General features: G+C 73.5%; 15 protein-coding genes. 8 read left to right on the top strand and 7 right to left on the bottom strand.

The window, feature by feature from the left end; translation table 11 throughout:
• Positions 1–4 precede the first annotated feature (4 nt).
• The 3 genes from pepN to ACGFQC_RS04795 all read right to left on the bottom strand — a co-directional run bounded on the left by pepN (position 5) and on the right by ACGFQC_RS04795 (position 3,988).
• A complete protein-coding gene (gene pepN / locus ACGFQC_RS04805) occupies positions 5–2,497 on the bottom strand; it encodes an aminopeptidase N (protein ID WP_363087288.1) in 2,493 nt (830 codons plus the stop codon).
• 470 nt (positions 2,498–2,967) lie between these two features.
• Positions 2,968–3,501 (bottom strand): response regulator, encoded by a 534-nt coding sequence (locus tag ACGFQC_RS04800; protein ID WP_363087287.1) that lies wholly within the window; start codon positions 3,499–3,501, stop codon positions 2,968–2,970.
• 151 nt (positions 3,502–3,652) lie between these two features.
• Positions 3,653–3,988, bottom strand: coding sequence for a chorismate mutase (locus ACGFQC_RS04795; RefSeq protein ID WP_363087286.1), 336 nt, complete (start codon positions 3,986–3,988; stop codon positions 3,653–3,655).
• Positions 3,989–4,168: 180 nt separating this feature from the next.
• On the opposite strand from ACGFQC_RS04795, the gene ACGFQC_RS04790 reads away from it, so the two are divergent.
• Complete coding sequence (locus ACGFQC_RS04790; RefSeq protein ID WP_363087285.1) at positions 4,169–5,065, top strand: hypothetical protein; 897 nt, start codon at positions 4,169–4,171, stop codon at positions 5,063–5,065.
• A 147-nt stretch (positions 5,066–5,212) separates the two neighbouring features.
• On the opposite strand, the gene ACGFQC_RS04785 is transcribed toward ACGFQC_RS04790, so the two are convergent.
• From ACGFQC_RS04785 to ACGFQC_RS04770, 4 genes are all read right to left on the bottom strand, one after another.
• The gene (locus ACGFQC_RS04785; protein ID WP_363087284.1) at positions 5,213–5,941 is read right to left on the bottom strand and encodes a VWA domain-containing protein; all 729 of its coding nucleotides are present in this window, start codon (positions 5,939–5,941) and stop codon (positions 5,213–5,215) included.
• Between the two features lie 243 nt (positions 5,942–6,184).
• Positions 6,185–7,648: a glutamate synthase subunit beta gene (locus ACGFQC_RS04780; RefSeq protein ID WP_363087283.1), complete on the bottom strand. Its 1,464-nt coding sequence runs from the start codon at positions 7,646–7,648 to the stop codon at positions 6,185–6,187.
• The gene (gene gltB / locus ACGFQC_RS04775; protein WP_363087282.1) at positions 7,641–12,236 is read right to left on the bottom strand and encodes a glutamate synthase large subunit; all 4,596 of its coding nucleotides are present in this window, start codon (positions 12,234–12,236) and stop codon (positions 7,641–7,643) included. Before gltB ends, ACGFQC_RS04780 begins: the two co-directional genes overlap by 8 nt.
• A 386-nt stretch (positions 12,237–12,622) precedes the next feature.
• Complete coding sequence (locus tag ACGFQC_RS04770) at positions 12,623–13,354, bottom strand: VIT1/CCC1 transporter family protein (protein WP_363087281.1); 732 nt, start codon at positions 13,352–13,354, stop codon at positions 12,623–12,625.
• A 294-nt stretch (positions 13,355–13,648) separates the two neighbouring features.
• On the opposite strand from ACGFQC_RS04770, the gene ACGFQC_RS04765 reads away from it, so the two are divergent.
• The 7 genes from ACGFQC_RS04765 (at position 13,649) to ACGFQC_RS04735 (ending at position 21,058) form a co-directional block, all read left to right on the top strand.
• Positions 13,649–14,653 (top strand): ADP-ribosylglycohydrolase family protein, encoded by a 1,005-nt coding sequence (locus tag ACGFQC_RS04765; RefSeq protein ID WP_363087280.1) that lies wholly within the window; start codon positions 13,649–13,651, stop codon positions 14,651–14,653.
• Positions 14,654–14,967: 314 nt separating this feature from the next.
• Positions 14,968–16,263: an ADP-ribosylglycohydrolase family protein gene (locus tag ACGFQC_RS04760; RefSeq protein WP_393287826.1), complete on the top strand. Its 1,296-nt coding sequence runs from the start codon at positions 14,968–14,970 to the stop codon at positions 16,261–16,263.
• Positions 16,264–16,271: 8 nt separating this feature from the next.
• Positions 16,272–17,489, top strand: coding sequence for an ADP-ribosylglycohydrolase family protein (locus tag ACGFQC_RS04755; RefSeq protein WP_363087279.1), 1,218 nt, complete (start codon positions 16,272–16,274; stop codon positions 17,487–17,489).
• Positions 17,489–18,859 carry an ADP-ribosylglycohydrolase family protein gene (locus ACGFQC_RS04750; RefSeq protein WP_363087278.1) on the top strand — a complete coding sequence of 457 codons (1,371 nt, stop codon included), beginning with the start codon at positions 17,489–17,491 and terminating at the stop codon, positions 18,857–18,859. The genes ACGFQC_RS04755 and ACGFQC_RS04750 overlap by 1 nt, the downstream gene beginning before the upstream one ends.
• Positions 18,856–19,017 (top strand): hypothetical protein, encoded by a 162-nt coding sequence (locus ACGFQC_RS04745; protein ID WP_393287767.1) that lies wholly within the window; start codon positions 18,856–18,858, stop codon positions 19,015–19,017. The genes ACGFQC_RS04750 and ACGFQC_RS04745 overlap by 4 nt, the downstream gene beginning before the upstream one ends.
• Entirely contained in the window at positions 19,014–20,240 is a 1,227-nt protein-coding gene (locus tag ACGFQC_RS04740) for a CoA transferase (protein WP_363087277.1), read from the top strand. Before ACGFQC_RS04745 ends, ACGFQC_RS04740 begins: the two co-directional genes overlap by 4 nt.
• Entirely contained in the window at positions 20,237–21,058 is an 822-nt protein-coding gene (locus ACGFQC_RS04735) for a CoA ester lyase (RefSeq protein WP_363087276.1), read from the top strand. Before ACGFQC_RS04740 ends, ACGFQC_RS04735 begins: the two co-directional genes overlap by 4 nt.
• Positions 21,059–21,212: the final 154 nt, after the last annotated feature.

Below are 21,212 nucleotides of genomic sequence, written 5' to 3'. Positions count from 1 at the left end.
GGGGCTATGCCGTCGTGCCCTCCTTTACCTGGAGGGCGCGTCGCAGGTCGTCCAGCTGGTCCGCCAGCTTGCGGCGCAGGGACGGGATCGGGTCCGCCTCGCGCAGGCAGGCCTCGCCCAGGGTCAGGTTCTCGGCGTCGACGGCGTGTGCGGGGAAGGCCCAGCGGCCGACGGCCTCCGCGATGGCGGGGCCGCGGCGGGCCGCCACGGCGACCGCGTCGTCGTAGAAGCGCGGCACGTACTGCCGTACCAGGTCGGCCTGTTCGGGCTGCCAGAAGCCCTGGGCGGTGGCGGTGAAGAGGTAGTTGGACAGGTCGTCGCCGTCGAACATCGCGGCCCAGGCGGCGCGCTTGGCCTCCTCGTCGGGCAGGGCGGCGCGGCACCGGGCGGCGCCTTCCCGGCCGTTGGCGGACGGGTCGCGTTCCTGTTCGGCGGCGATGGCGGTCTCGTCGGCGGCGCCGAGGACGGCGAGCCGGGCGAGGACGCGCCAGCGCAGGTCGGGGTCGAGTTCGGGTCCGCCGGGGACCGTGCCGTCGGCGAGCCAGGCGGCGATGGTGTCCGGGTGGGCGGCGACGTCGATGAAGTGGCGTACGGCGATCAGGCGCAGGCCGGGGTGGTCGCCGTCCTCGGTGCGGCGGATGAGGTCGCGGCACAGCGAGGACAGGGTCGCCAGGGCGGCGGGGCGCTCCTCGGGGGTGAGGTAGCGGTCGGCGATCTGGGTGGACGCGAAGGCGAGGACGCCCTGGGCGAGGGCCAGGTCGGTCTCGCGCGGGAGGTGGGCGCGGGCGGTCTCCAGGTAGGCGCCGGGGGCGAGTTCGCCGTCGCGGACCGCGTCGCGCAGGGCGTTCCAGACGACGGCGCGGGTCAGCGGGTCGGGCAGCCGGGACAGGCTGGTGCCGACGGACTCGGCGGACGCGGCGTCGAAGCGGACCTTGGTGTAGGTGAGGTCGCCGTCGTTGAGCAGGAGCAGCGCGGGGGGCTTGCCGATGGGCTGCGGCGTGCTCTGAGGGATGTCGATGTCGAGGCGTTCGCGCAGGGTGAGGCGGCCCTCGTCGTCGGAGAGGTCGTGGTCGTACAGGCCGACGGCGATGCGGTGCGGGCGGCTGCCGGTGTGCTCGACGGTGAGGGTGCAGGTGCCGGCCTCGGTGGTGACGGTCGGGGTGAGGGTGTCGACGCCGGTGGTGCGCAGCCAGGCGTCGGCCCAGGCGTGGACGTCGCGCCGGGTGGCGGAGGCGAGGGAGTCGATGAAGTCGGCGAGGGTCGCGTTGGCGAACTTGTGCCGCGCGAAGTGGGTGTTGATGCCGGCCAGGAAGTCCTTCTCGCCGAGCCAGGTGACCAGCTGGCGCAGCGCGGAGGCGCCCTTGGCGTAGGAGATGCCGTCGAAGTTGAGCAGCGCGGAGGCGGTGTCGGCGACGTCCTCGGGGGCGACGGGGTGGGTGGAGGGGCGCTGGTCGGCGTCGTAGCCCCAGGCCTTGCGGACGACGCCGAACTCGGTCCAGGTGCCGGTGAAGCGGGTGGCCTCGGCGGTGGTCTGGTAGCCCATGTACTCGGCGAAGGACTCGTTCAGCCAGATGTCGTCCCACCACTTGAGGGTGACGAGGTCGCCGAACCACATGTGGGCCATCTCGTGCGCGATGACCATGGCGCGGGTCTGGCGCTCGGTGTCGGTGACGGCGGAGCGGTAGACGAATTCGTCGCGGAAGGTGACGAGGCCGGGGTTCTCCATGGCGCCGGCGTTGAACTCGGGGACGAACGCCTGGTCGTAGGAGTCGAAGGGGTAGGGCTCGGTGAACTTCTCGTGGTAGCGGTCGAAGCAGGCGCGGGTGACGTCGAGGATCTCGTCGGCGTCGGCGTCGAGGTGGGGGGCGAGGGAGCGGCGGCAGTGGATGCCGAAGGGCAGGCCGCGGTGTTCGGTGCGCACGGAGTGCCAGGGGCCGGCGGCGACGGCGACGAGGTAGGTGGAGACCGGCGGGGTGGCGGCGGCCCGCCAGCGGCCCTCGCCGAGGTGCTCGGTGACGCCGTTGGCGAGGACGGTCCAGCCCGTGGGGGCCGTGACCGACAGGTCGAAGACGGCCTTGAGGTCGGGCTGGTCGAAGGCGGCGAAGACGCGCTGGACGTCGTCCATGAACATCTGCGTGTAGACGTAGGTCTCGCCGTCGGCGGGGTCGGTGAAGCGGTGCATGCCCTCACCGGTGCGGGAGTAGCGCATGCTCGCGGTGATCCGCAGTTCGTGTTCACCGGCGGCGAGGTTCTTCAGGGGCAGCCGGTTGTCGTCCAGGGTCTGCGGGTCGAGGGTCTCGCCGTCGAGGACGGCGGAGCGCAGCTCGGCCGGCTTCAGCTCGACGAAGGTGTCGGCGCCCGTGCGCGCGGTGAACCGGATCACGGTGCGGGACTCGAAGGTCTCGTCGCCGGCGGTCAGGTCCAGTTCGATGGTGTATCGGTGGACGTCGAGGAGCTGGGCACGGGTCTGCGCTTCGTCGCGCGTCAGTACGGACATGCAGGCCATGCTGCCCGATGCCGCAGGCCGGGCACAGGGGCGGATCGGTACGCGCCGTTTGTCCCCCGTTCGCGCATGCGCCGGGAGGGCGGGATCCCGGTGCCGACGGCGCGGGGCCGGGTTTCACGCCGCACCGGGAGCCCGGTACCGACGGCGCGGGGACGGGCCTGCGTCGCCCGTAGGAGCCCGGTGCCGACAGCGCGGGGCCGGCCTCACGCCGCCGCAGGAGCCCGGTGCCGACAGCGCGGAGGCGGGCCTGCGTCGCCCGTAGGAGCCCGGTGCCGACAGCGCGGGGCCGGCCTCACGCCGCCGCAGGAGCCCGGTACCGACGACGCGGAGGCGGGCCTGCGTCGCCCGTAGGAGCCCGGTGCCGACAGCGCGGGGCCGGCCTCACGCCGCCGCAGGAGCCCGGTACCGACGACGCGGGGGACGGGCCTGCGTCGCCGGGCGGCGTCTGCGCCGGGTCCGGCCTACGTCGCCGTAGGAGTCCGCGGTCCCGCCGAACGGGCCTCGGTGTCGCGCTGGGGCGGCACCCGGGCGTCCGGGGCGTCCGGGGTCCCTGCGCCCAGGCCCTCCACCCGGGCCCGCAGCGCGCGCGTCTCCTCCTGGAGGGCGACGTAGCGCTGGTGGGCGTCGTAGAGGTAGCGGACCTTGGTGCGCAGGGCCAGCGGGTCGACCGGCTTCATGACCAGGTCGGCCACGCCGAGGCCGAAGGCGGTGGCGGTCAGTTCCTGGTCGGGGCCGAAGCCGGTGAGGAGGATGACGGGGATGTGCTGGGTCTGTTCGAGGCGCCGCAGGTAGCGGACCACGTCCAGGCCGCTGACGCCGGGCATGCGCACGTCGAGCACGAGGAGGCCGACCCGGCCTCGCAGCACCTGCTTGAGCGCCTCGTCGCCGCTGTTGGCGCGGGTTATCCGGTGGCCCAGCGGGGCCAGGACGTTCTCCAGCGCGTACAGCGTGTCCTGGTGGTCGTCCACGATCAGGATCCTGGCATCCGGCGGCATGACCGACGTCCCTCCCGCGATGGGACCACCAGCTTATGCCCGAACCCTGACGCGCAGTGTCCGTCGGCTGACGCCCGGTGCCCGCCGGGGGCGCGCGCGGGGCCGGCCGCGCCGGGTTCGGGGCCGCCGCGCGCGGGGCCGTCCGTGGAGGTCAGGCGCCGTTGACGGCGTCCTCGGCGATGCGCTCGTGGTGGCGGATCACCTCGGCGATGATGAAGTTGAGAAGTTTCTCGGCGAACGCCGGGTCGAGCTTGGCGCTCTCGGCGAGGGCGCGCAGGCGGGCGATCTGGCGGGCCTCGCGGGCCGGGTCGGCGGCCGGCAGCTGGTGGCGGGCCTTGAGGTGGCCGACCTGCTGGGTGGCCTTGAAGCGCTCGGCGAGCATGTGGATGACGGCCGCGTCGATGTTGTCGATGCTGTCGCGCAGCCGGGCGAGTTCCTCGTGGACGGCGGGGTCGACGTCACCGGTTCCGGTGTTGCTGGTGGTCATGGGCGTTCACCCTAGTGCGTCGCGATCCGGGGCCGGCGGCCGCGGGATCGCTGCCGCCGGGGCCCTCGCCCGGCGCGCGCTCCCCCGGTTCCCGTCGGGGTTCCTCCGGTTCTCACCGGGGCCGCTCGCGGCGGTCGCTCGTACAGTGGAAGCGGGGCACGGCGTCTTGGGGGTACGGGCGTGGCGAACGGCGGACCGGTCGAGCACGGTTACCCCCACCTGGACACGGTGAGGGACGCCGTCACCGCGCTGTACCGGCGGCTGTCGTACGACACCGTCCACCAGTTCCCCGTCAGCGTGGCCCCCGCGGACGTCGCGTTCTGCGACACCGACGACCTGCATCTCGGGGCGCAGCGGGTGGCGCGGGAGCTGGTGCGGCACTTCCGCCTGCCGGACGCCCGGGTGATCGTCGGCTTCCGGGAGATGCAGCACGCCGCCGACGTCGAACTGACGGCGGGGCCCGAGTACTTCATCGAGCTGAACGACCGGTTCCGCACCCATCGGCGGGACATCGGCGCGGCCTTGGCGCACGAGATCATGCACGTCTTCCTGCACCGCGTGGACCTGGCGTTCCCCGGCACGCGTGACAACGAGATCCTCACGGACACGGCCACCGCCTATCTGGGGGCGGGGTGGCTGCTGCTCGACGCCTACCGGGAGGACGCGGCCTCCTCGCAGAAGCTGGGGTACCTGACGCCGGAGGAGTTCGGGTACGTGCTGGCCAAGCGGGCGCTGGTCTTCGGCGAGGACCCGTCGACGTGGTTCACCAGCGCGCAGGCGTACACGGCGTACGTCGCGGGGCGGGAGCGGGCCCGTCTCGACGGACGGCAGCCGCCGCTGACGGCCGCGGGGTGGGCGGGGCGGCGGCGCTACGCGCGTGACCGGCGGCACGCGCGGGACACCCCGGCGCCGGCCGCCCCGTCGACCGCTCCGTACGCCTTCGTGCCGGACGGGCGGGGGCCGCTGCGGGTGACGTTCCCCTGTCCCACCTGTCTTCAGCGGATCAGGGTGCCGGTGCGGGGGCGGGTGCGGGCGCGGTGCGGCTTGTGCCGGACGGTGCTGGAGTGTGACACCTGAGGCGTCCGTCCGGAGCTGTCCGCCCGGAGGCGTCCGCCCGGCCGTGCGCGTCGCGTGGGGAAGGGGACCCGTGCCCCGCCCCGCCCGGGGCACCCCCCGGGAGTGCCGTGCGGGAGTTCCGTGCGGGCGGCCTTCACGCCGTCCGGCTCAGCGGCCGGGGCCCACGATCCCCTGCGCCCGTGCCGCCGCCAGCCACTGGGGGAACTCGCCGACCAGCCGGTCGTACAGCTCCGCGTCCGAGACCCCGCGCGGATCGGCGCCCGCGTGGAAGAAGCCGGCGTTGTCGACGACCCGTTTTCCCGGTACGGGCAGCTCGTCGAGCTTGCGCAGGAAGTCGAACTGCTTGCTGTCCTTGTCCCCGAAGCCGATGAACTGCCAGAACAGCGGCAGCGCGGAGGCCTTGCACAGATAGCGTTCGGCCGCGAGCTTGTTGATCGGCCCGCCGTCGGTCTGGAAGACGACGAGGGCGGGCTCGCGCGAGCCGCTGTCGAGGTAGTGGTCGATGACGGCGTCCATCGCCAGGTGGTAGCTGGTCCTGCCCATGTGCCCGAGACCGGCCACGATCCGCTCCACCCGCCCCTGGTGGTCGGCGAGCGCGATGTCGGTGACGGCGTCCACGTCGGTGGAGAAGAACACCACCGGCACCCGCCCGTCGTCGTCGAGGTGCGCCGAGAGCCCCAGCACCCGGTCGGCGAGCGCCTGCACACTGCCGTCCCGGTAGTACGGCTTCATCGACCCCGAGTGGTCCACGACCAGGTAGACGGCGGCCCGCTGCCCGTCCAGGCCGTGCTTCGTGAGGGACACCCCGGCGCTCTTGTACAGGCTGACCAGCGCGGGCGCCGTCTCCTGGACCTTGCTGAGACTGATCGCGACCATGGGCCACACCTTCCCACACCGGGACGTGCGGCGGCGCCTGCCCGGTCGTCCGGTCGGGGACAGTGGGGCAGACGCCGTCTCGGGGGGTGTGCGGGGGCGGTGCCCCCGGACATCCCGCCCGTACGCCTTTGTACGGGACGCTTGGTGACGGTCCGTCAGGCGGAGCGTGGGACGATCCGCCGGGCGGTCCGTAGACCGTCGGGGACCGGACCGTCAGGGACCGGACCGTCAGGGACCGGACCGTCAGACCATCAGGGACCGGTCGGTCGGCCGGATCGGGGCCGGCAGCTCGCTGGTGCCGGTCAGGAAGCGGTCGACGCCGCGGGCGGCCGAGCGGCCCTCCGCGATCGCCCACACGATGAGGGACTGGCCGCGGCCGGCGTCACCGGCGACGTACACGCCCGGCACGTTGGTCCGGAAGTCGGCGTCGCGGGCGATGTTGCCGCGCTCGTCCAGCTCCAGGCCGAACTGCTCCACGAGGCCGTTCTCGCGGTCGGTGCCGGTGAAGCCCATGGCGAGGGTGACCAGCTGGGCGGGGATCTTGCGCTCCGTGCCCGGCTTCTGGGTCAGCTTGCCCTCGACGAACTCGACCTCGGTGAGGTGCAGCCACTGGACGTTTCCGTCCTCGTCGCCCTCGAAGTGGGTGGTGGAGACGGAGTAGACCCGCTCGCCGCCCTCCTCGTGCGCGCTGGTGACCTTGTAGAGCATCGGGAACGTCGGCCACGGCTGGGCGACCGGGTTCCGCTCCTCGTTCGGGCGGGGCATGATCTCCAGCTGCGTGACGGAGGCCGCGCCCTGGCGGTGGGCGGTGCCCACGCAGTCGGCGCCGGTGTCGCCACCGCCGATGACCACGACGTGCTTGCCCTCGGCCGAGATCGGGGGCGCCACGAAGTCGCCCTCCTGCACCTTGTTGGCCAGCGGCAGGTACTCCATGGCCTGGTAGACGCCCTTGAGTTCGCGGCCGGGGACCGGCAGATCGCGGGCGGTCGTGGCGCCGGCGGCGATGACGACGGCGTCGTAGCGCTTCTTCAGGTCCGTGGCCTTGAGGTCGCGGCCGATCTCGATGCCCGTACGGAAGCGGGTGCCCTCCGCGCGCATCTGCTCGATACGGCGGTTGATGTGCCGCTTCTCCATCTTGAACTCGGGGATGCCGTACCGCAGGAGGCCTCCGACGCGGTCCGCGCGCTCGTAGACGGCGACGGTGTGGCCGGCCCGGGTCAGCTGCTGGGCGGCGGCCAGGCCCGCCGGGCCCGAGCCGATGACCGCGACCGTCTTGCCGGACAGCCGCTCAGGGATCTGCGGGGCGACGTCACCGGTCTCCCACGCCTTGTCGATGATCGAGACCTCGACGTTCTTGATGGTGACCGGCGGCTGGTTGATGCCGAGCACGCACGCCGACTCGCACGGGGCGGGGCACAGCCGGCCCGTGAACTCCGGGAAGTTGTTCGTGGCGTGCAGGCGCTCGGAGGCCGCCGACCAGTCCTCGCGGTAGGCGAAGTCGTTCCACTCGGGGATCAGGTTCCCCAGCGGACAGCCGTTGTGGCAGAACGGGATGCCGCAGTCCATGCACCGGCTGGCCTGCTTGCCGATGATCGGCAGCAGCGAGCCGGGGACGTACACCTCGTTCCAGTCCTTGACGCGCTCCTCGACGGGGCGGGACCTGGCGACCTCGCGGCCGTGGTTGAGAAAGCCCTTGGGATCAGCCATTGGTCGCCGCCTCCATCATCTTCTCGGTGATCTCGGTCTCGGAGAGACCGGCTCGCTCGGCGGCGTCCTTGGCGGCGAGCACTGCCTTGTACGTGCTGGGGATGATCTTGCTGAAGCGCTCCACGGAGACGTCCCAGTCGGCGAGCAGCTTCTCGGCGACCGTCGAGCCGGTCTCCTCGGCGTGGCGGCGCACCACGTCGTGCAGCCATGCCTTGTCGGTGTCGTCGAGCGCCTCGACGGCGCCGAGGTTGCCGGCGTTGACGTTGTCGCGGTTCAGGTCGATCACGTAGGCGACGCCGCCGGACATGCCGGCCGCGAAGTTGCGGCCCGTCTCGCCGAGGACCACCGCGTGGCCGCCGGTCATGTACTCGCAGCCGTGGTCGCCCACGCCCTCGGAGACGACCGTCGCGCCGGAGTTGCGGACGCAGAACCGCTCGCCCGTCCGGCCGCGCAGGAACAGCTCGCCGCCGGTCGCGCCGTACGCGATGGTGTTGCCCGCGATCGTCGAGTACTCGGCGAGGTGGTCGGCGCCCCGGTCCGGGCGGACGACGACCCGGCCGCCGGAGAGGCCCTTGCCGACGTAGTCGTTGGCGTCGCCCTCCAGGCGCAGTGTGACACCGCGCGGGAGGAAGGCGCCGAAGGACTGGCCGGCCGAGCCGGTGAAGGTGATGTCGATGGTGTCGTCGGGCAGGCCCGCGCCACCGAACTTCTTCGTCACCTCGTGGCCGAGCATGGTGCCGACCGTGCGGTTGATGTTGCGGATCGCGACCTGGGCGCGCACCGGGTGGGCGTCGGCCTGGGAGTCCGCGGCCAGCGCGTCGGCGGCGAGCCTGATCAGCTCGTTGTCGAGCGCCTTCTCCAGGCCGTGGTCCTGCTCGACGACCTGGTGGAGGGAGGCGCCCTCGGGCAGTGCCGGGACGTGGAACAGCGGCTCCAGGTTCAGGCCCTGGGCCTTCCAGTGGTCGACGGCGCGCTCGACGTCGAGGACCTCGGCGTGGCCGACGGCCTCCTCGATCGAGCGGAAGCCCAGCTCGGCCAGCAGTTCGCGGACCTCCTCGGCGATGAACCTGAAGAAGTTCACCACGTACTCGGCCTTGCCGTTGAACCGGTCGCGCAGCACCGGGTTCTGGGTGGCGATGCCGACCGGGCAGGTGTCCAGGTGGCAGACGCGCATCATGACGCAGCCGGAGACGACGAGCGGCGCGGTGGCGAAACCGAACTCCTCGGCGCCGAGCAGCGCGGCGATGACCACGTCGCGGCCGGTCTTGAGCTGGCCGTCGGTCTGCACGACGATGCGGTCGCGCAGGCCGTTGAGCAGCAGGGTCTGCTGGGTCTCGGCGAGGCCCAGCTCCCAGGGACCGCCCGCGTGCTTGAGGGAGGTCAGCGGGGACGCGCCCGTGCCGCCGTCGTGGCCGGAGATGAGGACGACGTCCGCGTGGGCCTTGGAGACACCGGCGGCGACCGTGCCGACGCCGACCTCGGAGACCAGCTTCACGTGGATGCGGGCCTGCGGGTTGGCGTTCTTGAGGTCGTGGATGAGCTGGGCCAGGTCCTCGATGGAGTAGATGTCGTGGTGCGGCGGCGGGGAGATCAGACCGACACCCGGGGTGGAGTGCCGGGTCTTGGCGACCCACGGGTAGACCTTGTGGCCGGGCAGCTGGCCGCCCTCGCCGGGCTTGGCGCCCTGGGCCATCTTGATCTGGATGTCGTCCGCGTTGACCAGGTACTCGGAGGTGACGCCGAAGCGGCCGGAGGCGACCTGCTTGATCGACGAACGCCGCGCCGGGTCGTACAGCCGGTCCGGGTCCTCGCCGCCCTCACCGGTGTTGGACTTGCCGCCCAGCTGGTTCATGGCGATGGCGAGGGTCTCGTGCGCCTCCTTGGAGATGGAGCCGTACGACATGGCGCCGGTGGAGAAGCGCTTGACGATCTCGCCGACCGGCTCGACCTCGTCGAGGGGGATCGGCTGCCGGCCGGAGCTGAAGCCGAACAGTCCGCGCAGCGTCATGAGGCGCTCGGACTGCTCGTTCACGCGGTCCGTGTACTTCTTGAAGATGTCGTAGCGGCCCGCGCGCGTGGAGTGCTGGAGGCGGAAGACCGTCTCGGGGTCGAACAGGTGCGGTTCGCCCTCGCGGCGCCACTGGTACTCGCCGCCTATGTCCAGCGCGCGGTGGGCCGGCGCGATGCCGCTGGCCGGGTAGGCCTTGGCGTGGCGGGCGGCGACCTCCTTGGCGACGACGTCGATGCCGACGCCGCCGATCTTGGTGGCCGTGCCGTTGAAGTACTTCGCGACGAAGGCGTCGTCGAGACCGACGGCCTCGAACACCTGGGCGCCGCGGTAGGAGGCGACGGTCGAGATGCCCATCTTGGACATGACCTTCAGGACGCCCTTGCCGAGGGCGTAGATCAGGTTGCGGATCGCCTGCTCGGGCTCCATGCCGTCCAGGAAGGTGCCGGCGCGCAGCAGGTCCTCGACGGACTCCATCGCCAGGTACGGGTTGACGGCGGCGGCGCCGAAGCCGATCAGCAGGGCGACGTGGTGCACCTCGCGGACGTCGCCGGCCTCCACCAGCAGGCCCACCTGGGTGCGCTGCTTGGTGCGGATGAGGTGGTGGTGGACGGCCGCGGTGAGCAGCAGCGACGGGATCGGCGCGTGCTCGGCGTCGGAGTGGCGGTCGGACAGCACGATGAGGCGGGCGCCGTTGGCGATGGCCTCGTCGGTCTCGGCGCAGATCTCCTCGATCCGCGCGGCCAGCGCGTCCCCGCCGCCGTGCACCCGGTACAGGCCGGAGAGGGTCGCGGCCTTGAAGCCGGGCATGTCGCCGTCGGCGTTGATGTGGATGAGCTTGGCCAGCTCGTCGTTGTCGATCACCGGGAAGGGCAGCACGACGGAGCGGCAGGACGCGGCGCTCGGGTCGAGCAGGTTGCCCTGCGGGCCGAGCGAGGAGCGCAAGGAGGTGACCAGTTCCTCGCGGATCGCGTCCAGCGGCGGATTGGTGACCTGCGCGAACAGCTGGGTGAAGTAGTCGAAGAGCAGGCGCGGGCGCGACGAGAGCGCGGCGATCGGCGAGTCGGTGCCCATGGAGCCGATCGGCTCGGCGGCCGACTTGGCCATCGGCGCGAGCAGGATGCGCAGCTCCTCCTCGGTGTAGCCGAAGGTCTGCTGGCGGCGGGTGACCGAGGCGTGGGTGTGCACGATGTGCTCGCGCTCGGGCAGGTCGCTCAGCTCGATCTCGCCGGCTTCCAGCCACTCCGCGTAGGGGTTCTCGGCGGCGAGCTGGGCCTTGATCTCGTCGTCCTCGATGATGCGGTGCTCGGCGGTGTCGACGAGGAACATCCGGCCGGGCTGGAGGCGGCCCTTGCGGACGACCTTCGCCGGGTCGATGTCGAGGACGCCGACCTCGGAGCCGAGGACGACGAGGCCGTCGTCGGTGACCCAGTAGCGGCCGGGACGCAGACCGTTGCGGTCGAGGACCGCGCCGACCTGGACGCCGTCGGTGAAGGTGACGCAGGCCGGACCGTCCCAGGGCTCCATCAGGTTGGAGTGGAACTGGTAGAAGGCGCGGCGGGCCGGGTCCATGGAGTCGTGGTTCTCCCACGCCTCCGGGATCATCATCAGCACGGAGTGCGGCAGCGAGCGGCCACCGAGGTGGAGCAGCTCGAGCACCTCGTCGAAGGACGCCGAGTCGGAGGCGTCCGGCGTGCAGATGGGGAAGACGCGGTCGATGCGCTCCTGGTCCCCGAAGAGGTCGGAGACGAGCTGGGACTCGCGGGCCGCCATCCAGTTGCGGTTGCCCTTGACGGTGTTGATCTCACCGTTGTGCGCGACGAAGCGGTACGGGTGGGCGAGCGGCCACGACGGGAAGGTGTTCGTCGAGAAGCGCGAGTGGACGAGCGACACGGCCGAGGCGAAGCGGCGGTCGGACAGGTCCGGGAAGAAGGGTTCGAGCTGGCCGGTGGTCAGCATGCCCTTGTAGACGATGGTCCGCGCGGACAGCGAGGGGAAGTAGACGCCGGCCTCGCGCTCGGCGCGCTTGCGCAGCACGAAGGCGCGGCGGTCGAGGTCGACGCCCTTCGAGGCGCCGTCGGTGACGAAGACCTGGCGGAAGGCGGGCATCGTCGAGCGGGCGGTGGCGCCGAGGAGCTCGGGGGCGACCGGGACCTCGCGCCAGCCGAGGACGGTGAGGCCCTCTTCGGCCGCGATCGTCTCGATGCGCGAGACGGCGTCCTGCAGGCCGTCCTCCGGCAGGAAGGCGATGCCGACGGCGTAACCGCCGGCCTCGGGCAGCTCGAACCCGGCGACCTCGCGCAGGAACGCGTCGGGGACCTGGGTGAGGATGCCCGCGCCGTCGCCGGAGTCGGGCTCGGAGCCGGTGGCGCCACGGTGCTCGAGGTTGCGCAGAACGGTCAGCGCCTGCTCGACCAGCGTGTGGCTCGCCTCGCCGGTGAGGTTGGCCACGAAGCCGACGCCACAGGCGTCGTGCTCGTTGCGGGGGTCGTACATACCCTGCGCAGCAGGGCGAGCATCCATGAAGGACCAGTTCTGGCCATTCGCGGAATGCTGGGACGGCTGGCGCGGCGTACGCATCGGCTCTCCCGTCGTCGTCTCAAGTGGCATGTCTGCTGGCGAAGGGACGACGTTGGCCCTCTGCGTAAGTGCAAAATTTCGTGCAGGTTACATGATGGAGCGGTTCTCGGGAACCGGATACTCCGTTCCAACATGCGGACGCCGCGGGGGTGGCGGCGGGGTGCCGCACGAGCGGCTGAAAGTGTGTGGGGGGACTTGACCGGACACCATCGGTCGGACCGGTGCCCGTCAGTCCGCAGGGGGCGGAGGGGGCGTCGTAACCCACTCCGCGAGTGCACCGCGGGCGTCGTTGCCCACAGCGCTTACGGCTCATGCCCGGTGGTCAAGCGCGCGAAACCAGCGAGTAACGGCTACTTATACGGCCCATCGCATAAGTAGCATCCGATCTATCCTACGGCCGTTCCGAAGAAACTGCCCAGGGCGTACGTCACACCGGCCGCCGCACCACCGAGGGCGAGCTGTCGCAGCCCGCTGTACCACCAGGTCCGCGCGGTCACCCTGGCCACCACCGCACCGCACAGGAACAGCCCGGACAGCGCGAGCAGGACGGCCGGCCAGAGCACGGTCGCGCCCAGCAGATAGGGCAGGACGGGCAGCAGGGCGCCCAGCGCGAAGGCGCCGAAGCTGGAGACGGCGGCGACCAGCGGCGAGGGCAGGTCGAAGGGGTCGACGCCCAGTTCCTCGCGGGCGTGTATCTCCAGCGCCTGCTCGGGGTCGTGCGACAGCTGCGAGGCGACCTGCCGGGCGAGCTCCGGCTCGACGCCGCGGGACTCGTAGAGTGCGGCCAGCTCGGCCTCCTCGTCCTTCGGGTGCTTCCTCAGCTCGCCCCGCTCGACGTCGAGTTCGGCCTCGACGAGTTCGCGCTGCGAGGCGACGGAGGTGTACTCGCCGGCGGCCATCGAGAAGGCGCCGGCGGCGAGACCCGCGAGCCCGGTGAGCACGATGGTCTGCCGCTCGACCGCCCCGCCGGCGACACCGGTCATCAGGGCGAGGTTGGAGACCAGGCCGTCCATCGCGCCGAAGACGGCCGGCCGCAGCCAGCCGCCGTTCACGTCCCGGTGGGTGTGGTTGTCCCGGTGCGCCTCGTGCAGCGCCGCCTCGGTCTCGATGAGAGCCATGCCGATCTCCAGACGTACGTCTCCGCGCCGCCCGGCGTGCCCCCCGGACAGCCTTCCTTGGACTGATTCCATATTTTGACAACACTGAGAATACGCCCGCACTTCCCTCTCCGCCAGCAAGGAAAGGCTCCGCTAACCTGCAGCTTTACCCTGTGCCGCTCATTCGATCGGGAGGCTGCACAGATGTCGACCGGGTGACATGACGGCCCGGGAGGCTCAGGTCAACCGCCGACGGTGGGACACATCCGCAAAGGGCTCCGCACCCGTGCGCGGCCCCCGGAGGGAAGGCCCCGTATGGCATCGATCGCCTGCATGCCCCCGGTCCCGGCGCCGAAGGGCGCCGGCGGCCTCCGCGACCGGGCCCGCGGCGCACTGCTCGGCCTGGCCGTGGGAGACGCCCTCGGCGCACCGGCCGAGAACCTCAAGCCGTCCGAGATCCGCGCCCGCTGGGGCCGGGTCACGGGCTACGTCACCGACCGCCCGGCGGGCACCGACGACACCGAGTACGCGATCTTCTCGGGCCTCCTGCTGGCCCGGCACGGCTCCGCGCTGACCCCCGCCGACGTGGAGGCGGCCTGGCACCGGTGGATCACCGGCCGCCACGAGGGCCCCTTCCGCGGGGCGGGCTTCAGTGAACGCGGCACCCTGGAGAACCTCCGCCGGGGCCTGGCCGCCCCCGTGTCCGCCCAGCACCGGCACGCCTGGAGCGACGGCCTCGCGATGCGCGCCGCCCCCTTCGGCGTCTTCGCCGCGGGCCGCCCGGCCGAGGCCGCCCGCCTGGTCGCCGTCGACGGCTCGGTCAGCCACGACGGCGAGGGCATCTACGGCGGCCAGGCGGTCGCGGCGGGCGTCGCGGCCGCGATGGCGGGAGCGCCGACGGTCGCCGTGGTCGCCGCCGCCCTGGCCGTGATCCCCGACGACTCCTGGACGGCCCGCTCCCTGCGCCGCGCGGTCGCGGTCGCCCACCGCGGCGAACGCGCCGTCCGCTCCGCCGTCGTCATCGGCGGCTACCCCTGGACCGATCTGGCCCCCGAGGCGGTCGCCCTCGCCTTCGGCGCGTACGCGGCGGCCGACGGCGACTTCGCCCGGGCCGTCCTCACGGCCGTCAACATGGGCCGCGACGCCGACACGACGGCCGCGGTGGCGGGCGCCCTGGCCGGCGCCGGCCAGGGCGTCTCGGCGATCCCCGCGGACTGGGCGGCCGCCATCGGCCCGGCCCGCGGCAGCTGCCTCCCGTCGGTCTGCGGCCACCACGTCCTGGACGTGGCCGACCTCCTGACCCCGGCGGCCACCTCATGAGGCCGCCGGGCCCGTGGGACGAGGGCGCTGCGGGCGGTCCGGTGGCCCTGGCGCCGCCCACGGACGCCTCCACCGCGGACGCCTCCACCGCGGACGCCGCCACCGCGGGCAGCACGACCACGGCGGAGCCGCCCGCACCCGCGACCACCGACGCGGTGGACATCACCGGTCGCACCACCACGGCGAAGCCGCCCGCCCCCGCCGCCGACGGCGAAGCCGTCACGCCCCGCACCGTCCCGACGAGGCCGGCCAGGCCCGCGACCACCGACGGCGACGGCAACGGCGGTGGTGTCGGCAACGGCGGTGGTGTCGGCATCGATGCCGACGCCGCCACGGACGCCACGGACGCCACGAGCGCGGTGGAGCCGAGCGGACGCGCGGCCGCCGACGGCGAGGGCCTCCCGCCGGGGCCGCCCGCCCCCGCCGGCGGTGCCCGCGCGGCCGGTGCGGGCGGGAAACGCTCCCCGGCCGAGGGCGAAGCCGAGGCCGGACCGGCGCCGCGCCGGACCGAGGGCCTCCTCCTCGGCCTCGCCGCGGGCGACGCCGCCGGCTGGCCCGCCGCCCGTCACCGCGCCGCCCGCATGCCGGAGTGGACCCGCCGCCTCACCCGCGAACTGGACACCTTCGCCGAGCAGAACGCGACGACGACCCTCCCCGTCCCCATCGCCCTGAACCAGTCCCCCGAACCCCTCCGCCTGGGCCCGTCCGACGACGCCGAGTGGGCGGCCTTCGCCGCGGAGGCGGTCCTGCGGGCGGGCGACGACACCGTCCTCGGTGACCTCAGCCGTCAGCGTCGTATGCGCGCCGCCATCGACCTCACCTGGAACGCCGCCGCCAGTGAGGTCGCGGCGGCGGCGGAGCGCGCGCCCGAGGTGGAGTCGGCCGTGCTCCCCCTGCGCGCCCGCATCTCGGTCCGGGCCGGCCTCGGCAACCTGGCCACCGGCCTGCGCCCGCCCGCCACCGGCCACGACAACCCGCACTACTTCGACGACGCGGCCTGCGTCCGGGCCTGCGTGCTCGCGGTGGCCCACCCCGGCGACCCCCGACTCGCCGCCGAACTGGCCGAGTTCGACGCCCGCTACACGCAGGACGGCGACGGCGTGCACGGCGCCCGCGCGATGGCGGCGGCCCTCTGTCTGGCCCTGGCCGGCGCGGACGCCGATGCCTGCGTGGCCGCGGCGCTCGCCGAACTCCCCGAGGGGACGGAGATCGGCCGCAACGCCCGTCACGCGCTCGCCCTCGCACGGGCCTCGGAGAGCACGTTCGCCCTGGTGCCGCTGCTGGAGCACCAGATCGTCGACCACGTCTACAGCTACGGCGTCGCCGCCGCCGAGACCGTGCCCGTAGCCCTCGCCCTGGCCGTCGCGTCGGGCGGGCGGATCGCGGAGGCCGTACCGGCGGCGGCCTGTCTGTCGCGGGTCGCGGACTCCGCCCCCGCGCTCGCGGGCGCGCTGACCGGGGCGCTGGGCGGTGCCGCGTCGATCCCGGCGACCTGGCGCGCCGCCTGCCGCACCCTCTCCGGCTGCGCCCTGCCCCGTCTCACCGGCACCGACCTGGTGGAACTCGCCGAACTGCTGGAAGCCGCGCAACCGGCCACACCAGGAGGATGATTCGGCCCATGACACCCAAAACGGAAGAAAGCGTCGGCAGGTCCGGGAGGGCCCCAGAGCGGCAGGCCCCGACGGGGCGGCCCCCGGAAGGCGGAACGCTGGAGGAACGCGTCACGGGCGCCCTCGTCGGCGCGGCCGTCGGCGACGCCCTCGGCGGCCCGGTGGAGGGCTACTCCCCCGACCAGATCCGCCGGCGCCACGGCGGCCGCGTGCACGGCGTCGTCGGCCCCTGGAACGGCGACGACTGGCGCACGGCCCGCCCCATCGCGCCGTACCACAAGGGCGACGGCCACGTCACCGACGACACCTTGATGACCCACGCGCTGATCAGGGTCTACACCACGGTCCGCGACCACCTGGACGCGTACGCGCTCGCCGGCCACCTGGTCCCCGACCTGATGACGAACCCTCGCTGGATCCCGGAGCTGGAGGCCGAGGCGCTCCCCCTCCAGCGTGTCTTCCTGGCGGAGAAGTGGCTGGTCGCCAGGCTCCACTACGGCCATGTCGACCCGCGCGAGGCGGGCGTCGGCAACATCGTCAACTGCGGTGCGGCGATGTACATGGCCCCGGTGGGACTGGTCAACGCGACCGACCCGGCGGCCGCCTACGCCGAGGCGATCGACCTGGCGGGCGCCCACCAGTCGTCGTACGGCCGTGAGGCGGCGGGCGTCCTCGCGGCGGCGGTGGCCGCGGCCTGCGCACCCGGCGCGACGCCCGACTCGGTGGTGACGGCGTGCCTGTCGCTGGCCAAGGACGGCACCCGGGCCGCGATCGAGCGGGTCTGCGAAGTGGCCTCCCGCCACCAGGACTTCGAGTCGGCGCTGGTCCCGCTCCGGGAGGCGGTGGCGCCGTACGACACCGTCGGCCCCGACTACCGGCAGCCCTCCCTGGCCGCCCGCCGCCCCTCCCGCGTGCACGCCGTCGAGGAACTCCCCGTCGCCCTGGGCATGGTGGTGGTGGCCGGCGGCGACTACCGCCACGCGGTGCTGGGTTCGGTGAACTACGGCCGTGACTGCGACTCGATCGCGACGATGGCCGGCGCCGTGACCGGCGCCCTCGGTTCTCCCGTGCCGGACGAGTGGTCGAAGCGGGTCGCGGAGGCCAGCCGCCTGGACCTGTGGTCGCCGGCGGCCGCCCTCGCCGAGGTCGCCCGGGAGATCTTCGACAAGGACGTCCACCGCCGCCGGGCGCACGAGCGGGCGTTCGCCGCCCTCGGGGGCCGGTGATGCTCCGCCTGACCTGGGTCCAGCCCGAGGACCTCGTCGGCCACGAACTGCGGCAGGCGGCCCAGGACGGCCGCGAGCCCTCGGCGGTCGCGGCCCGCTGGCGGGCGGCGGGCGGCCGGGAGGCCCCGGGGCGGGCCGGCGCGTCCCCCCGGCGCGCGTCGCGCTACCTGCGCCTGCTGGCGGAGGACCTGCTGGACGAACTGGCGGACCTGCCGAGTGCCCTGGCCGAGGACGAGCCGACGGACCTCCCGGGCATCAGGGCCGCCTGTCCGGCGTGGCCCGCCGGTCCCGCGGGCGGGCGCGGCCCGGCCCCCGCCCCGGCCGGCCTGGAAGCCGCCTGGCTGGGCCGGGCGGTGGGCTGCCTCCTGGGCAAACCCGTGGAGAAGCTCCCCCTCGACGCCGTCCGCGCCCTGGCCGGCGCCACCGGCAACTGGCCCCTCACCACCTACTTCACGGCCCGGGGCGTCCCGCGGGACCTGCTGGAGGCGCACCCTTGGAACCGCCGCTCGGCGCACACCTCCCTCGCCGAGAACATCGACGGCATGCCCGAGGACGACGACCTCAACTACCCCCTGCTCAACCTGCTCCTGCTCCGGCGTCACGGCAGGACCTTCAGCACCGCCGACGTGGCACGCCTCTGGCTGGACGAACTCCCCGCCGGGCGCACCTTCACCGCCGAACGCGTCGCCTACCGCAACCTCCTCTGCGGCGTCGAACCCCCGCACACCGCCCGCCACCGCAACCCCTTCCGCGAGTGGATCGGCGCGCTGATCCGCGCCGACGTCCACGGCTGGACCAACCCCGGGGACCCGGCGGCCGCCGCCGAGCAGGCGCACCGCGACGCCACGCTCACCCACACCGCGAACGGCGTCTACGCGGCGATGTTCACGGCGGCCGCCGTCGCCGCCGCCGCGACGGGCGGGCATGACGTCCACGCCTGCCTGCGCACCGGCCTCACCGTGGTCCCGCCCCGCTCGCGCCTGTTCCGGGCCGTCACCCACGCGATCGGACTCGCCCGCGAGCACGCCGACTTCGACACGGTCGTGGACGAACTCCACGCCGCGTACAGCGCGACCCACCACTGGGTCCACGCCGTCCCCAACACCGCCCTGATCGCCGCCGCCCTCACCCACGCCGACGGCGACTTCACCGGCTCGATCTGCCGTGCCGTGTCCGGCGGCCTGGACACCGACTCCGACGGCGCCACCGCCGGCGGCGTCGCCGCGCTGCTCGCCGGCGACCCGGCCGCCCTCCCCGACCGCTGGACGGCCCCGCTCAAGAACCGTCTGGCCACCTCCGTCGCCGACTTCGACGGCACCGGATTCGACACCCTCGCCCACCTCACCCACCGGGAGGCTGCACGCCCATGACCGACATCGTCGTGCTCGGCAGCACGCACACGGACCCCGTCGCCCACGTCGAGAAGGCCCCGCGACGCGGGGAGACCGTGCCGGGACGGGACTCCCGTCCGGGCGCCTCCGCGTCGACGCCGTACCGCTCCGGGACCGAGGAGCGGCACACGTCATGAGCGGACCGAGCAACGCCCGCACCGCGACCGGGACGGGCGGCGCGCCCCTCGCCGGTCTGCGCGTCCTGGACCTGGCCACCCTCTTCGCCGGCCCCCTCGCCGCCACCATGCTCGGTGACTTCGGCGCGGAGGTCGTCAAGGTCGAGCACCCGTCGAAACCCGACCCGTCCCGGGGCCACGGCCCCTCCAAGAACGGCGTCGGCCTGTGGTGGAAGCTCCTCGGCCGCAACAAGCGCGCCATCACCCTGGACCTGTCCAGGCCCGGCGGCCGCGCCACCCTGCTCCGTCTCGCCGCCGGCGCCGACGTGATCATCGAGAACTTCCGCCCCGGCACCCTGGAGAAGTGGGACCTCGGCTGGGAGGAGCTGTCGGCGGCCAACCCCCGACTGGTCCTCACCCGCGTCACCGGCTTCGGCCAGTTCGGCCCGTACGCCCACCGCCCCGGTTTCGGCACCCTCGCCGAGGCGATGAGCGGCTTCGCCTCCATCACCGGCGAACCCGACGCGCCCCCGACCCTGCCGCCGTTCGGCCTCGCCGACTCCATCGCGGCGCTCGCCACGTCGTACGCCGTCATGACGGCCCTCGCCGCCCGCGACCGCACGGGCGAGGGCCAGGTCGTCGACATGGCGATCATCGAACCGATCCTGACCGTCCTCGGCCCGCAGCCCCTCTGGTACGACCAGCTCGGATACGTCCAGGAGCGCACCGGGAACCGCTCCGCGAACAACGCCCCGCGCAACACCTACCGCACGGCCGACGGCACCTGGGTCGCCGTGTCCACATCGGCCCAGTCGGTGGCGGAGCGGGTGATGCGGCTGGTCGGCCGCCCCGACCTGATCGACGAGCCCTGGTTCGCGACGGGCGCCGAACGGGCCGCCCACGCCGACGTCCTCGACACCGCGGTCGGCACCTGGATCGCCGCCCGCACCCGCACCGACGTCCTCGCCGCCTTCGAGAAGGCGGAAGCGGCCGTCGCCCCGATCCAGGACGTACGGGACGTGCTGACCGACCCCCAGTACCAGGCCCTCGACACCGTCACCACGGTCGACGATCCCGAACTGGGCCCGATCCGCATGCAGAACGTCCTCTTCCGCCTCTCCGCCACCCCCGGCGCGATCCGCTGGACCGGACGCCCGCACGGCGCGGACACCGAGGCGGTCCTCACCGAACTGGGCCTGACGCCGGCCGACCTGGAGGCCCTGCGGACGGAGGGCGCCCTGTGACCTTCCCGCTCACCTGGCTGTACGTCCCCGGCGACCGCCCGCACGTCGTCGCCAAGGCCCTGCGCTGCGGAGCGGACGTCGTCGTGATCGACCTGGAGGACGCGGTCGCCCCCGACCGCAAGGAGTACGCCCGCGAGGCCACCGCCGAGCTGCTCTCCGAGGATCAGCCGGTCCCGGTCCACGTCCGGGTCAACGCCCTGGACGGCCCCCTCGCCGCCGCCGATCTCCGGGCGGTGGCGGCCCTCCCAGGCGTCCGCGGCCTCCGCCTGCCCAAGGTGACCTCACCCGCCCAGATCACCCGGATCGCCGGCCTCGTCGCGGAGCACGGCCCGCACCCGCTCTACGCCCTCCTGGAGACGGCCCTCGGCGTCGAACACGCCTATGCCATCGCCGCCGCCCACCCCGACCTGCGCGGCATCTCCCTGGGCGAGTCCGACCTGCGGGCCGACCTCGGCGTACGGGCGGACGCGGGCCTCGACTGGTCCCGCTCCCGGGTGATCGTCGCCGCGCGGGCGGCGGGACTGGCCCCGCCGCCGCAGTCGGTCCACCCCGACGTCCGCGACCTCGAGGGTCTGGCGTCCTCCTGTGCGCACGGTCGCGGCCTGGGCTTCCTGGGCCGGTCGGCGATCCATCCCCGCCAGCTCCCGATCATCGAACGGGCCTACCTGCCCACGCAGCGGGAGATCGAGGAAGCGGAGACGATCGTGAAGGCGGCGGCGGCCGAGCCGGGCGCCCAGGCCCTGCCGGACGGCCGGTTCGTCGACGCGGCGGTGGTGGCGACGGCCCGGCGGACGCTGTCGCTGGCCCACCGCACCTAGGGCCTGTCGTTCGGATCGGGGCGCAAGGCAGCCACGGGGCTGTTCGGTGCCGGTGAGCCGGGCTGGTGCGTGCGGCCGCAGGGCGGAGGAGGGCGTCGCCGCGGTGGGGGCACCTCCCGGCCGAAGGCCGGGGGACGTCGGCAACCGACGACGA

The organism is Streptomyces sp. NPDC048734 (assembly GCF_043198675.1).
Classification (GTDB): domain Bacteria; phylum Actinomycetota; class Actinomycetes; order Streptomycetales; family Streptomycetaceae; genus Streptomyces.
The sequence above is the reverse complement of the archived record's forward strand: the minus strand, read 5'-3'. Positions and strand labels throughout refer to the sequence as shown.

Excerpts from the sequence above, each read along its gene's own strand:
- pepN (WP_363087288.1), bottom strand. The coding sequence starts at position 2,497 with ATGTCCGTACTGACGCGCGACGAAGCGCAGACCCGTGCCCAGCTCCTC.
- ACGFQC_RS04800 (WP_363087287.1), bottom strand. The coding sequence starts at position 3,501 with ATGCCGCCGGATGCCAGGATCCTGATCGTGGACGACCACCAGGACACG.
- ACGFQC_RS04795 (WP_363087286.1), bottom strand. The coding sequence starts at position 3,988 with ATGACCACCAGCAACACCGGAACCGGTGACGTCGACCCCGCCGTCCAC.
- ACGFQC_RS04785 (WP_363087284.1), bottom strand. The coding sequence starts at position 5,941 with ATGGTCGCGATCAGTCTCAGCAAGGTCCAGGAGACGGCGCCCGCGCTG.
- ACGFQC_RS04780 (WP_363087283.1), bottom strand. The coding sequence starts at position 7,648 with ATGGCTGATCCCAAGGGCTTTCTCAACCACGGCCGCGAGGTCGCCAGG.
- gltB (WP_363087282.1), bottom strand. The coding sequence starts at position 12,236 with ATGCGTACGCCGCGCCAGCCGTCCCAGCATTCCGCGAATGGCCAGAAC.
- ACGFQC_RS04770 (WP_363087281.1), bottom strand. The coding sequence starts at position 13,354 with ATGGCTCTCATCGAGACCGAGGCGGCGCTGCACGAGGCGCACCGGGAC.
- ACGFQC_RS04765 (WP_363087280.1), top strand. The coding sequence starts at position 13,649 with ATGGCATCGATCGCCTGCATGCCCCCGGTCCCGGCGCCGAAGGGCGCC.
- ACGFQC_RS04755 (WP_363087279.1), top strand. The coding sequence starts at position 16,272 with ATGACACCCAAAACGGAAGAAAGCGTCGGCAGGTCCGGGAGGGCCCCA.
- ACGFQC_RS04750 (WP_363087278.1), top strand. The coding sequence starts at position 17,489 with ATGCTCCGCCTGACCTGGGTCCAGCCCGAGGACCTCGTCGGCCACGAA.
- ACGFQC_RS04745 (WP_393287767.1), top strand. The coding sequence starts at position 18,856 with ATGACCGACATCGTCGTGCTCGGCAGCACGCACACGGACCCCGTCGCC.
- ACGFQC_RS04740 (WP_363087277.1), top strand. The coding sequence starts at position 19,014 with ATGAGCGGACCGAGCAACGCCCGCACCGCGACCGGGACGGGCGGCGCG.